Source organism: Enhygromyxa salina, from assembly GCF_002994635.1.
Taxonomy (GTDB): domain Bacteria; phylum Myxococcota_A; class Polyangia; order Nannocystales; family Nannocystaceae; genus Plesiocystis; species Plesiocystis salina_B.
In genome coordinates, this window is the sequence record NZ_PVNL01000029.1 from 69533 (window position 1) to 82540 (window position 13008).

10 protein-coding genes are annotated in these 13008 nt (G+C 69.5%); 5 read left to right on the forward strand and 5 right to left on the reverse strand.

Translation table 11 applies throughout. The features are described 5' to 3' along the window. Positions 1–59: 59 nt before the first annotated feature. The gene (locus tag ENSA7_RS05020) at positions 60–710 is read right to left on the reverse strand and encodes a hypothetical protein (RefSeq protein WP_106088047.1); all 651 of its coding nucleotides are present in this window, start codon (positions 708–710) and stop codon (positions 60–62) included. 102 nt (positions 711–812) lie between these two features. On the opposite strand from ENSA7_RS05020, the gene ENSA7_RS05025 reads away from it, so the two are divergent. Then, positions 813–2375: a serine/threonine-protein kinase gene (locus ENSA7_RS05025; protein WP_181233177.1), complete on the forward strand. Its 1563-nt coding sequence runs from the start codon at positions 813–815 to the stop codon at positions 2373–2375. Between the two features lie 52 nt (positions 2376–2427). Then, a complete protein-coding gene (locus tag ENSA7_RS05030) occupies positions 2428–3576 on the forward strand; it encodes a tetratricopeptide repeat protein (protein WP_106088049.1) in 1149 nt (382 codons plus the stop codon). Here ENSA7_RS05030 and ENSA7_RS05035 read toward each other — a convergent pair. Further along, a complete protein-coding gene (locus ENSA7_RS05035) occupies positions 3499–4221 on the reverse strand; it encodes a hypothetical protein (protein ID WP_106088050.1) in 723 nt (240 codons plus the stop codon). The genes ENSA7_RS05030 and ENSA7_RS05035 overlap by 78 nt on opposite strands. A gap of 35 nt (positions 4222–4256) precedes the next feature. Then, entirely contained in the window at positions 4257–5423 is a 1167-nt protein-coding gene (locus tag ENSA7_RS43210) for an isoaspartyl peptidase/L-asparaginase (protein ID WP_181233179.1), read from the reverse strand. A gap of 63 nt (positions 5424–5486) precedes the next feature. On the opposite strand from ENSA7_RS43210, the gene ENSA7_RS43215 reads away from it, so the two are divergent. From ENSA7_RS43215 to ENSA7_RS05050, 3 genes are all read left to right on the forward strand, one after another. Next, the gene (locus ENSA7_RS43215; protein ID WP_181233181.1) at positions 5487–6803 is read left to right on the forward strand and encodes a hypothetical protein; all 1317 of its coding nucleotides are present in this window, start codon (positions 5487–5489) and stop codon (positions 6801–6803) included. A gap of 171 nt (positions 6804–6974) precedes the next feature. Then, positions 6975–8861, forward strand: coding sequence for a cyclic nucleotide-binding domain-containing protein (locus tag ENSA7_RS05045; RefSeq protein ID WP_106088052.1), 1887 nt, complete (start codon positions 6975–6977; stop codon positions 8859–8861). Positions 8862–8877: 16 nt separating this feature from the next. Beyond that, positions 8878–10104, forward strand: coding sequence for a thioredoxin family protein (locus ENSA7_RS05050; RefSeq protein WP_181233183.1), 1227 nt, complete (start codon positions 8878–8880; stop codon positions 10102–10104). 518 nt (positions 10105–10622) lie between these two features. On the opposite strand, the gene ENSA7_RS05060 is transcribed toward ENSA7_RS05050, so the two are convergent. Together ENSA7_RS05060 and ENSA7_RS43220 are read right to left on the reverse strand one after the other, a co-directional pair. Beyond that, on the reverse strand, positions 10623–12536 hold the full coding sequence (locus ENSA7_RS05060) for a hybrid sensor histidine kinase/response regulator (protein WP_106088054.1): 1914 nt from the start codon (positions 12534–12536) through the stop codon (positions 10623–10625). A gap of 168 nt (positions 12537–12704) precedes the next feature. Further along, the gene (locus ENSA7_RS43220) at positions 12705–12881 is read right to left on the reverse strand and encodes a hypothetical protein (RefSeq protein ID WP_181233185.1); all 177 of its coding nucleotides are present in this window, start codon (positions 12879–12881) and stop codon (positions 12705–12707) included. Positions 12882–13008: the final 127 nt, after the last annotated feature.

Sequence of the window (13008 nt, forward strand, 5' to 3'; positions counted from 1 at the left end):
GACGAACATGCTTGCGGCGGCATCGGCACGGGTGCGACCCCGCCAGTGTCCGCGGGGTTTCAAGGGGGTGCAAGTCGAGTCGCGCGATAGTCACGCCACAGCGCGAGCAGATCTGCCGACGGCAGCGGCGGGCCGCCTGCCCGACCGATCTCCTCGCTCGAGCGGCGGTGACCTCGCGCGACCGTGGCCCGCAGCTCCTCGACCCGGTCCGGCATCGCCAGCTGGGCGTCGATCCGCGCACAAAAAGCCGCGTGATCGTGCTCGAGGCCGTGAAACACCCCCTGGATCTCGATCTGCTCGGCGAACCAGTCTCGGGCGAATTGCTGGGGGTTCGTGTGCAGCGGCGCACATATCGATGTACTCAAACCACAGCAGGTCAGCTCCTCCCACAGCAGCAGGCGATGATCGACCCGCTCGATATCGAGCGGGATCGCCCCATAGTCAAAGCCATGGTCGTCCGCCAGGTGACCGAGAAACAGCGCGTGAACGACCTCATGGATCAGGTTTGGAAGCCCCTGCGCCTCGACGATCCACTCGCACCCGAAAAATTCCAGTGACTCTGCGTGGGTCGCCCGTCGGCAAAGATTACCTCGATCCGGCCCCAACAGCGTAAATCCGCCCATTTGCGCGAGGACCCGCCGGATGGCGTGGACCAGATCGCGGCGCGTGTGACACTCGATCCCCGCTGCCGCCTTTGACTTTTCTCCCATTTGATTCGACGTAAGCCCAGATAAGTCTTCGGCATCTCGCCTCGCGCCTGATACTGTCGGTCTAGCGACGCTTCAGCCCCCGTCATGCCTGGTCTCCCCGCATTGAGCAACGCGATTCCGGCAGAGATTGCCGAGACATCGACGCGCCCCGAGTCCGAGCACACGGACCGCGACGAGATCGAGTCCGCGCGTGGTGCCGCCCGCGAAGCCGTTGCGCGCGGCAAGTCGGAGTGGCGCAGGCGCCCAGCCGAAGAGACCTTCAACCTTGGTCGCTACGTGATCACGGGTCGCATCGCGAGCGGTGGCATGGCGACCGTGTACCGGGCCCGGCTCGACGGCGAAGGTGGGTTCGCCCGCGAGTTCGCCATCAAGGTCATTCACGCTCACCTCGCGGCCGCCGAGGGCTTCAAAGATCGATTCTTGGACGAGGCGCGCGTGGCGTCGCGCGTCAACCATCCAAACGTCGTCGCCACGATCGACTCGGATCAGGACCACGGCTACCACTACCTGGTCCTCGAGCTGGTCGACGGCGTCACGCTGCGGCAGCTGCAGGTCAACGATCTGCACCGCAGCGCGACCAGTGAGGGTGCGCGGCTCAACCCCTCCGAAGCCGCGCGCGTCGTGTGTGACGCGGCGAGGGGCCTGCACGCGGTTCACACGGTCGTCGACGACGAGGGCGAGTCGCTCGAGGTCGTCCATCGCGATCTCTCGCCGCACAACCTCATGCTCGACGCCACCGGTCGCACCGTGCTGATCGACCTGGGCCTCGCCAAGGCTCGCGGTCAGCTCGGTCACACCCAGACCGGGGTGCTGTGCGGCAAGCTGCCCTACATGAGCCCGGAGCAGAGCCGGATCGCGCCGCTCGACGCTCGCTCCGACGTGTTCAGCCTGGGCAGCGTGCTGTTCGAGCTCGCGGTCGGTCAGCCGCCGTTTGGCGACGACCACACCCCCGGCACCCTCGACAAGCTGCGCAAGTCCGACCCCGATCGACTCGCGCGGCTGCTGGTCGACGCCGACGTCCCAACCTGGCTGACCCACGTGATCCTGGGCTGCCTGCGCCGCGAGCCCCGCGATCGCTACCAGACCGCCGCGGCGCTCGCTGACGCCCTCGACGAGGGCATGCGCTGCGCGGGCGTGATCCAGTCGACCGTGCGCCAAGCCCTGGCTCGCCGCGCGACCGCGGTCGCCGAGCAGCTCGGGCCCCTGCACCCGGCCGAGCCGCTGCCACCGCTGATCTCCTCGGATCCAACGGGCTCGCACCGCGCGGTCCCCCGGGCCCGCGGGCTGCCGGGCTGGCTCCGCGGCCTCGGCATGGCGACCGCTGGGGCGGTGGTCGTGCTGCTCGTGCTGATCGCGCTCGAGTCGTTCGATCGCAGGTCCGCGCGCGCGGACGAGACCCGCTGGATCCCCAACCTCACGGCCGCCGTGAACGCCCGGGCGACGACCTCGAGCCCAGCACCGACGACGGCAGAGCACCCCGATCAAGCCGCGCTCTCGGCCGAGCCGGGCCGCTCGACCTCGCCGGGCTCCGCCAGGCAGGCCCCGCTCCCGGTCGACACGACTGAGTCGGGTGAAGACACGGTCGTGCTCGAGCCCGCGCGCAAGCGCAGGCGTACGGGTTCCAGCCGCGGCCCCCTCGAAGAGTTCAAGGAAAACCCGTATTAGCAAGTCTGTGTACAGTCGTCGGCAAGGTCGGCTTCTGAATCCGGGTTGATCAATGGCGCTCGCTTCGGCCTCGCTCGCAGCCTTCGCTGCTCTCGTCATCGGCACGAGCCCGATCGCCGCCGTCGGGTCCGGGCCCAGCCCGCGCGCCGACGCGGATGGGCCCAGCCCTGGACCGAGCGACTCGCCGGACGCGTCGAGTGAAGACCCGCGCGAGGTCGCCAAGCGCTCGTTCGACACGGGCTTGGCCGCGATCGCCAGCGGCGAGTTCGACCTCGCCGTGTCGAGCTTCGAGCGAGCCCACTCGCTGCTCCCCCACCCGGTCACGCTGTTCAACCTCGCGCTCGCGCTCGAGAAGGCCAACCGCCTGCCCGAAGCGTGGGAGCTGTTCGACGCCATCATCGACACCGTAGAGAGCAACGCCGAGCGACGCGAGGTTCGTCGCCACATGCGGACGATCGAGGGCAGCGTCGCGATCGTGGAGATCGACGCCCGCCCGCGCAGGCGCCTGTGCATCGACGGCCTCGACATGCCCAAGCGCGAGTCGGGTGACTATCGGCTCGCGGTCGATCCGGGCCGCTACGACATGCTGCTCGACGAGCACGCGTTCAGCGTGGAGTTCCAGGCCGGCGATCGGCGGGTGCTGCTGCTCGATCGGGCCGACAGCTTGGTGCCCAGCGAGCGCGGCGGCCGGTTGCTGCCGGCGATGGCCGGCACGGCGATCGGCACGGGCGCGCTCGCGTTGGCCCTGGGGATCAGCGCGGCGGCGAGCAACGACGATCTCGCGCAGACGGGCCTGGCCGCGGGCGCAGCGACGAGCGCCGGGCTCGCGGTCGCGGCCAGCGTGGTCGTGCTGTTGCTCGAGACCCGGGTGATCACCGATCGGACCCGCGCCTACCCCGACGGGTCGAACCGAAAGTCGGGCACCACCTGCCCCGGGTCACCCAAGCTCGAGCGCCGGCTGGACCTGCGGATCGGCCCCACGCTCGACCGGCCCGTGGAGTTCTCGCTGGCGCCGTCGCGGCCCGTCAGCGCCAGCGTCCCGGCGCCCGAGTTTCCGCACCCGCACGCGATCCGACCGCCGCGCAACCGGCCCCCAACGCGCGAGTCAGAGCCGGCCCGCGAGTCAGAACCGGCCGCCCACGACCACACCGACCTCGCCGGGGGTGAGGGCGAGGCTGGCTTTGATCCGGCGTTTTTGTAGGGCGCCCACGATGATCATCGCGACGCCACCGGCCATCAGCACCCCGCCCGGAACGCCCATGGTCAGGGCGCCGCGATCGCGGGCGTCGGCGAAGCAGTTGTTCCCCGTCCCGGTCTGACATGGCGTGGTCTGGCTCATCGCGATCCCGCCACCGACCAGCACGGCGCCCGTGATCGTCGCGCCGATCCCCGCGCCCAGCCAGCGCCGCGCGGTCTGAAACTCGGGGCTGTCGCGGACGGGATCGTAGCCGTCGTCGATCCCGGCGCTCTCGTCACGGTCGAGATCCTGATCGAGGTCGTCGTCATCGAGATCTCGATCGAGGTCGTCGTCGAGCTCGGGCTCGGGCTCGGGCTCGGGCTCGGGCTCGGGAGCGAGCTCCGGTTTGGGCGGCGGCGCGACAGCGGGATCGTCGACGTTCGGCAGCGCGTCGAGCTCGGGCGCGACGTCAGCCTCGACGTCGGGCGGCGGGTCTGACTCGGGCGCCGCGGCTGACGCAGCGTCGCTCGGATCGTCGCTCGGATCGTCGCTCGAATTGGGGCCCGCGGCTGGCTCGACCGGAGCCGCGCCCGCGCGCGGCGACGCCAGCACCAGGCCGGCCGCGACGGCCAGACCAACGAGTCCGCGAGCCAGGTCCGTCATGAGCATGGCGACAGTAGAGCGCCCGTCAGCGGTTGCCAAGCTCAGCGATCCCGATGCTGGATGAACGTGTCGGCGCGGTGGCGCTGGTCTCGATCCCGAGCCGCCCACGCCATCTGCGAGGTCGCGACCGCGCTCCAGCCCTGCTGCGACACCGCGATCACGCCGACGCCCTCCTCGGGGCTGATCTCACGGATCGCCGCGTTGATGGCGTCCTTGGGCAGGTGGCCGCGGGCCAGCAGATCGTAGACCCGCGCGGCGACCCGCTCGCGAATGATCGCCTCGCCCTTGCCCGTGGCCGCGACCGCGCCGTCGGGCCCGGCGTACAGCCCCGCGCCCAGGATCGGGACGTCCCCGACGCGACCGTGGATTGCGAGGGTCGTGCCACCAGTCGAGAGCGCCGCGGCGTAGCGGCCCTGCGCGGTGCGAACCACCACCCCCACGGTGTCCTGGGTCTGATCGGGTGTCACCTGCGGGCCCGACTCGCCGTCGTCGGCCGCGGCCAGCTCGGCGGCGCGGAGCAGCGCCATCGCCTCGTCGAGGCTGGCCGGCGCGGGGGTCTCGAAGTTCCAGTGCGCCCGCCAGTCCCACTGCGCCCACGGCCCGTCGGCGGGCTCGGAGAACAGCCGCGCGTAGCCACGCTCGAGCTTGGCGCGGGCCTGTGGCGTCGCGAGGTCGCGGGTCTCGAGGCCCAAGGTCGCCGCGATTTTTTGGGCGCCGTCGCCCACCAGCAGCAAGTGTGGAGAGTCCGCGACAGCCTCGGCGACCCGGATCGGGTGGCGGATCCCGGCGATCCCGGCGACGGCCCCGAACCGCTCGCGGTCGTCCATGATCGCCGCGTCCGCCTCGATGCTGACCCCATCGAGGCGCAGGTTGGCGCCGGTTCCTGCGTTGAAGCGCGGATCGTCCTCGAGCAGCTCGATCGTCGCGATCGCGGCCGCGACCGCGGCGCGCTGGTCTCCCGCGTGGTGCTCGAGCTGCTCGAACCCACGCTCGACCGCCGCCGCTGGCCCGTCGCTGCGCGACGCGGGTGAGCCCTGCCCGCCGTGCGCGAGGATCAGCGGACCCACGCGCGCCGGGTCGGCCTCGAGCCGCTCGACGCTCCGCTCGTGAGTGGTTGGCGCGGGGACCTCACCGACGCTGGAAGTCGCATGGCACGCGGCCAGCGCGACGAGCGAGAGCACCCATGGCCACGGACTGCGGTGACGCATGCCGCACGCTACCAGCCCCGCAGCGCGCTTGCGTCGATGCAGCCCGACCGTCAAGATTGGCCGGTGTACGGCCCCCTCAGCCTCGCCCTGGTCCTGGCACTCGGCCCTGGGCAGGCGTCCGGCGACGCGGATGGCGACGTCGCCGCGTACGAGCCCAGCCGCGAGCAGTGTCGGGCCCAGAAGTTGGACTTCTTTCTGGGCTTCGGGCGCCGCCAAGCGCCGACCTTGCTCGAGGTTTACATCGATCCGACCGCGTCCGAGACCAGCCCGCTGCGCCTGTGGCTCGAGCTGCGCCGGATCGCGGGCGAGCGCGGCGATGAGCTGCGCATGGAGCTGATCCCCAGCCGCGGGAGCCTGTCCTCCAACGACGCCGACAGCGACTCGGTCCGGGTGTGGTTCATGGCCGTGGCCACGCTCGGCAAGGCCGAGGAAGCGCTGCGCCTGCTCGAGCGCCAAGACTGGCCGCTGGTCGCCGCCGAGCTGAGCACCTCCGAAGGTCGCGCCCGCCTGGCCCGCGAGCTCGAGCTCGAGCCCGAAGCGGTCGAGCTCCGGCGCACGGGCGCCTCGGGGGCGTGCCTGCGGCGCGACCTCGAGCGCGCGTCCAAGCACCTCGCCGCCCAGCCCACGGGCCCGCGCGTGACCATGATCGGCGTGATCGATCGCGAGGGCCACGAGCAGTTCTTGGACGTGGACACGGAGCTGTCCGAGCTGCGAACCCAGCTCGATCGTCTGATCACCATCCCCGCCAACAACCTCCACGTTCCGGTCAACATCGGGTCGTTCGCCGCGGTCATGCCCGGCCAGATCTTCCGCCTCGATCGCACCTTCCCCGAGACCGGCGTGCTCGTCGGTGGCGACGCGCTCCCCCACAGGCTCGTGTTGTTCATGGAGGACGAAGAGCACGGTCGGCTCGCCGACATGCTCGCGCCGGCCATGCGCTTTCGCGGCCAGCACCCCGGGCAGCTCTCGGTCCAGCTGATCGCGGCCGGCGTCAGCAGCCGGGCGATCAGCCTGCGTCGGCGGCTGTGCGCGGCCCGGACCTTGGGCCTCGAGGTCGAGTACCTGCTGCACCTGTCCGATCCGCCCGCGGTCCGCCGCCTCCACGAAGATGATCTCTACGAGGTCCTGCTGCCCGTCGCCGACTCCGACGCCTGCAGTGACAGCGAGGCGCTCGAGTCGCGCAGTGGCCAGGCGAGCGGCGCCGGGGCACCTGGTGACGGCGACTTCGGCCACCCACGCGGCGCGTGGCTCGACGGGCGACCGGTCAGCCATTCTGATCTCGAGAGCCTCGAGTGGCGGCTCGACAGCGAGCCGAGCCCCAACGTCATCGACTGGCTCCTGACCCCAGCCCGGATCGTGGGCGAGGGACCTCGGATCTGAGCGCGCGTCCAAGCCCTGGCCTGGGATCGGGCCTGGGATCGGGCCTGGGATCGGGGGCGAGCGCCCCGGGTTCGAGATCTGCGCCCAAAACAGATACTATCCTCGTCCACGCCCTCGGCCTCCCCGCTCGGCTCATCTCTCTCGCCATCCCCTCCCCCTCGTCTGCTTGCCATGGATCTCAAGTACTGGGCCGCCACGGATGTGGGGCGCAAACGCACTCACAATGAAGACAACTTCCTGATCGATCAGGAGCTGCGCTTTTTCGTGGTCGCGGACGGCATGGGCGGCCACGCCTCGGGTGAGGTCGCCAGCGCGATGGCGGTCCACACGATCCGCGGCATCCTCGCGCGCGAGCACGATCTGTTCGAGCAAGGCCGCGACGACGACCCCACCTGGCACATGGAGATCTGCATGCTGCTGGAGTACGCGGTCCACGTCGCGTGCGAGCAGATCTACAGCAAGGGCGTGCAAGAGCCCGAGAAGAAGGGCATGGGCACCACGGTGGTGTCGCTGCTGATCGTCGGCGATCGCGGCTACATCGCCTACGTCGGCGACAGCCGGATCTACCTGCTGCGCGGCGGCATCGTCTATCAGCTCACGGAGGATCACTCGCTCATGAACGAGCTGATCCGCCAGGGCAAGATCACGGCCGAAGCGTTCGACGACAGCCCCTACGCCCAGTTCAAGCACGCCATGACCCGCGCGGTCGGGCCCAACGAGGCCGTCGAGGTCGACACGCTCGACTTCGACATGATCCCCGGCGACTCGTTCTTGCTGTGCAGCGACGGGCTCTACGAGTACCTCGACGACAGCGACATCTCGCACATGCTCGCGCTGACGGAGGTCAAGGACATCCCCGGTCGGCTGATCGACATGGCCAACACGCGCGGCGGCAAGGACAACATCACCGCGCTGATCATCCAGGTCCCCGAGAACGCCGACGGCAGCGATCGCGCCGCCGAGATCAACTTCACGCTCGACACCCTCAAGTCGATCCCGCTGTTCGCCGCGCTGACCTACCAGCAGCTCGTGCGGATCATGAACCTCACCCGCATCGTCCCGTTCGAGTCGGGCAACGTGCTGTGCTACGAGGGCCAGCCAGCCGAGGAGCTGTTCGTGATCCTGCGCGGGCTCGTCGAGCTCGAGTCGGGCGGCTCGCACGTGGCCACGCTCCCGCAGGGGTCTCACTTCGGCGAGATGGCGCTGGTCGGCACGACCCCCCGCTCGGCCACCGCCACCGCCGTCGCCGACGGCAAGCTGCTGATCATCAACCGCGAGGACTTCTTCGAGATCCTGCGCAAAGAAGCTCCGCTCGCCGTCAAGCTGCTGTGGGCGTTCGTCCAGGAGCTGAGCTCGCGGCTGCGCCAGGCCAACCTGGATCTGAGCCTGGCCCGCGACCCGTCGAGCCAGGCCGTCGCGGTTGGCCAGGGCGCGCCCGCCGACGAGATCATGGACATCATGGATCTCAGCGAAGAGATCGTCGTCAGCGAGTCGAGCGGCGAGCTCTCGCGCGAAGAGCTGGCCGCCGCCCTCCAGGAGGACACGGTCCGCGAGCCCAGCGACACCCTCTCGCTCGATCCCAACGACATGGACGACCTCGACGAGCTCGATGACCTCGAGTCCGCGGAGCCGGCCGAGGCCGTCGAGCTCGACGCCGACGAGGTCTTGGCCGTTCAGGTCGAGGCCGCGAGCGGACCGACCGTCGCAGCTGCGCCGCAGTCTCCAAGCGCGCCGCAGTCTCCAAGCGCGCCGCGGTCTCCAAGCGCGCCGCGGTCTCCAAGCGCGCCGCAGTCTCCAAGCGCGCCGCGGGCCGTGAGCGCCCCGCAGACCATGGTCGCGCCGCCGCCCGTGGTCGCGCCGCCGCCACCCGTCATGGTCGCGCCCAACGCCATGGAGCGCGACCTCGAGGCGCCGAGCGCCCGCATCAACAAGCCCACGACTCCGATCCTGGTGAGCCCGAGCGGCCGGTTTGGCAGCGCCGGCAAGCCCCCCGAGGACGCCGACAAACACCCGCGCTCGCCGCAGCCGGCCGACGCGGACTTGCTGCCGGATGAGTGAACGAGGCTGTCTCCCGATGTCCCGCCCGCACCGAGTCTTCCGCCCCACACGATCCCTCCAGCTGCTCGCCGCCCTCGCGTTGATGTCGTCCCTGCTTGGCTGCGGGACCGAGGAGCACGAGCCGCCCCGCGGCCCGGTGTTCGAGTTTGGCCCCGCGCCCGCGAGCCCCACCGCGCCGACTCAGCACCTGCTCACCAACAGCATCGACGGCGCCGCGGTCACGGGGATCCGTGACGACGGCAGCATCGTCTCGGCCGTCGAATGGTTCGACGGCGGCCTCGAGCAGGCCCTGGCCGCCGCCAAGGCCCAGGCCAAGCTGGTGTTCGTCGACGTCGGCGCGTACTGGTGCCCGCCCTGCCACGAGCTCGACGAGAAGACCTTCACCGATCCCCGGGTCGGCGAGTGGCTGGCCAAGCACGCGATCGCGGTCCACGTCGACGCCGAGAAGGGCGAGGGTCCCGACCTGGTCGAGCGCTACCACGTCCAGGCCTACCCCACCCTCTTGATGCTCGAGGCGACTGGCATCGAGAAGGGCCGGTTGGTCGACTTCATCGAGCCCGACGCGCTGGTCCCCAAGCTCGAAGAACTGGCCGCGGGCGGCAACGTGCTGGCCGAGCTCGAGGCCGCGGTCGAGGCCGCGCCCGCCGACGTCGAGGCCCGCTATCGGCTCGGCCACGCCTATGTGCTCGCCGCTCGCCAGTCCGACGCCGAGCGGGTCTACGCCGGGGTCATCGCCGACGACATCGACAACGCGAAGGGCCTGACCAGCAAGGTCATCTACGACCTCGCGATGTTCTTCACGATGAAGCTCGAGGACGATCCGGAGACCGCGATCCTCCAGCTTCAGGCCCTGCAGTCCAAGTTCCCCGACAGCCCAGAGGCGACCAAGGCCTACCGCATGATCGGCCGGGCCTACTGCCAGCTCGGCAAGCCCGACGAGGCCGTCGCCGCGCTCGAGGCCATGCTCGCGACGGATCCCGAAGACGTCGAGCTCGCGGCGAGCTTTGGGTGGTTCGCGTTTCGCGAGAAGTGCCGCCCCGACGCCGGGCTCGCCGCCGTGCTCGCCGGGATCGGGCGAGCCCCCGACAACGCCGAGCTGCGCTACCTCGAGGCCGAGCTGCGCGAGCTGGTCGGCGAGCCCGAGGCCGCGTTGGTCGCGATCCGCAAGGCCAGCGAGCTCGAGCCGGACAGCGCGTACTACAAGCGCCAAGTTCGTCGGTTCGAAGCGCTCACGGGCGACTGAGCGGCGTCTCGTTTTCACTTCACGATGCGGTCTTCACCGAGGCCGCGGCGGGCCACGGTCAGACGGTGAGCTCCATGCAGCGCGCCGCGAGCTCAGAATGTCGCGTCCGCGCTGATCCGCAAACAAGCGACGGAACGTGGCGACATCGAACATCATCACATCATCACATCATCACATCATACATATTCAGCTGTCAGGGCAAGCTAATCGCACGATACCCAAGCGCGACTTGGCATCGACTTCGGGTCATTGCGGCTGGTGGCGACACCACGAGATCGCAGACCAGGTGAACGCGCTTGCGGAAGCGATCCTCGAAGTCGATTTCGTGGCCCTGGGCCACGGGGATCCGGTTGGTCACGACGATCATGCGCGCGAGTCTACGCGGACGGGCTCGTCGCCACACCACAACGCTCGACTCGGCGTTGAGGACCGCGCGGTTGCTCTCGGTTTGATGGTTCCCGCGCCCGATGCAGGACGTGCCGAGCGCCGGGCTCTTGCGTGAGCTCGAGCTCGAGAACTCAGGGAGCCGCCGAGTGAACCGCGGCAAGCTTGCGGAGCAGCTCATCTATCGTAAACGGCTTGAGTAGAAAGTCCTTCGCTGCGATCTGGACTCCGCCGGACTGCAACGGCGCGTAGCCGGACATGTAGACCACCTGCGCGTGGGGGTGCCGTGCGCGGACCCCTTCGACGAGGGTCATGGGGGACGTGCCGGGCATCACGACGTCGGTGAGGACGATGTCGATCGGACCTGGGTGGGCCCGCATCATCTGCAGCGCCTCATCGGCATCACGCGCGCACAAGGTGGTGTAGCCCTTCTCGCGCAGCACGGTCGCCACGACGCCTCGCACCGTCGCGTCGTCCTCGGCCACGAGAATGGTCGCCGGCAGGAGCAGATCCGCGACGGGGGCACCCGCGGGTTCGTCGACTTCGAGCTTCGCCTCCGCCACCCGGGGAAGGTACACACCGAAGCTCGAGCCTCGGCCCAGCTTGCTGTGGACCGTCACCCAGCCCTTGTTCTGACAGACGATGCCGTGGACGGTTGCGAGACCCAGACCGGTGCCTCGACCGGGCTCCTTGGTGGTGAAGAAGGGCTCGAACAGGCGGGCCTGGGTCTCGGCGTCCATGCCCACCCCGGTGTCGGTCACGGTCAGCAGCACATACTCACCCGGCTCGCCGTGGTCGGCGATCCCGATGCTGACCGTCGCGGTCTCGATCGTCAGGCGCCCGCCGTCCGGCATCGCGTCGCTCGCGTTGACGGCGAGGTTCATCAAGATCTGCGTCGCCTGCCCTGGATCGACGCAGACACAGCACGCCGCGCGCTGAAGCGCGATGACGACCTCGAGACTCTCGCGAAGCAGGCGGCGGAGCAGGCTCTCGATGTCGAGGATCAGCTCGTTGAGGTCGAGGACCCGAGGCTCCACGATCTGCTGACGGCTGAAGGTGAGGATCTGTCGCGTGAGCACGGCGGCGCGCTGTGCTGCGCCCACGATCTGCTCCGCCGACGTGCGCTGGCTCGGGTCGTCCAGCTGGAGCGCCATCAATTCGGCGTTCCCGAGGATGACGAGCAAGAGGTTGTTGAAGTCGTGGGCGATGCCACCGGCGAGGCGCCCGATCGCCTCCATCTTCTGGGCCTGCCGCAGCCGCGCCTCGCTGTAGCGGAGTGCCGCCTCGGCGCGCTTTCGCTCGGTGATGTCGACGAGGACCGCGAGCGAGCGCTCGAAGTTACCCTCCGCATCTCGTTCGGCGACCGCGGACAGCAGAATGTCGAGGACAGCGCCGTCCTTGCGAACGAACTGGTACGGGACGTTCTCGACGATGCCGGTGCGAAAATACTCCGGCAGGACCTCCCTCGAGGCGTACTCCCGCGACTCCTCGGTCAGGAACTCGACGGAGGGACGCCCGATGACCTCGTCTCGCGCGTACATCATGCGCTCGAGCCACGCATCGCTCACGTCCACGAGGCGTCCCTCCGCGTCGATCGAGTGCATCATCGCGGGCGTCCGCAGGTACAAGTACCGGTGTCGAGTTTCACTCGCCCGCAGGGCCTCCTCGGCGTCACGGCGGGCCGTGATCTCCTCGGCCACCACCGCGACCGCGACCGCGGTGGAACCACCGAGCAGGATCGGCAGGTAACTGGCGACAAAGTTCCGCCGGTGGCCGGGCTCGGCGGGTGTCTCTCCGCTGATCTCGACGCGCTCGATCGCCCGGCCCGACTCGAAGACTGACCGCACCATGAGCTCGACGCCATCGGCGACGGCCGGCAGGACATCTCGGATCCGGCGCCCGAGTGTGGCCTCCATCGGGACGCCGTTGAGCGACGACATTCGCGGGTTGATGCGCAGGTACCGAAGCTCACGGTCGAACAGTGCCAACCCGACGGGCGCGCGCTGGAACAGCTCCTCGAGGACGAGATCCATCTGGTCGCTATCCATCGCCTTACGTTCTTCGAGAAAATGCTATATCCGTCGAAGATCGCGGTCAAATCGGCTCGAGGCGCCGACACGACTCGGGGATGTCGGCGGCGGCGAGCGTGCGATGGACCGCAAAGTCGTGCGCAGGACCGTGATCGAGGCTCGCAGTGTCAGTGCCGACGGCAGCGATCACTCGCGTCGCCCAGGTCCTGCACGCGGTCGGGCCAGCAGGTGGACCAGTCGGTGCGGGTCAGGACGATGGTCCCCGACTCGATGGTCCCGGGGCTCGGCCTCGACCCCCTGGATGTTCGCTCGCTCGGGCGGCGCGTCTCGATCCTCGGCCGCGGCCTGGCTCATGTCGCTCACGACCGCGGTCGCGACGAGGCGCTCGAGCTGAGGTTCGCTGCTTGAAGCATGGCAAGCATCGCAAGCATCGCAAGCATCGCACCCGAGCAGGGTAGCGACGGGCGCCCGTATCTCGAGCCCGCTGAAC

Excerpts from the sequence above, each read along its gene's own strand:
- ENSA7_RS05020 (WP_106088047.1), bottom strand. The coding sequence starts at position 710 with ATGGGAGAAAAGTCAAAGGCGGCAGCGGGGATCGAGTGTCACACGCGC.
- ENSA7_RS05030 (WP_106088049.1), top strand. The coding sequence starts at position 2,428 with ATGGCGCTCGCTTCGGCCTCGCTCGCAGCCTTCGCTGCTCTCGTCATC.
- ENSA7_RS05035 (WP_106088050.1), bottom strand. The coding sequence starts at position 4,221 with ATGCTCATGACGGACCTGGCTCGCGGACTCGTTGGTCTGGCCGTCGCG.
- ENSA7_RS43210 (WP_181233179.1), bottom strand. The coding sequence starts at position 5,423 with ATGCGTCACCGCAGTCCGTGGCCATGGGTGCTCTCGCTCGTCGCGCTG.
- ENSA7_RS05045 (WP_106088052.1), top strand. The coding sequence starts at position 6,975 with ATGGATCTCAAGTACTGGGCCGCCACGGATGTGGGGCGCAAACGCACT.
- ENSA7_RS05050 (WP_181233183.1), top strand. The coding sequence starts at position 8,878 with ATGTCCCGCCCGCACCGAGTCTTCCGCCCCACACGATCCCTCCAGCTG.
- ENSA7_RS05060 (WP_106088054.1), bottom strand. The coding sequence starts at position 12,536 with ATGGATAGCGACCAGATGGATCTCGTCCTCGAGGAGCTGTTCCAGCGC.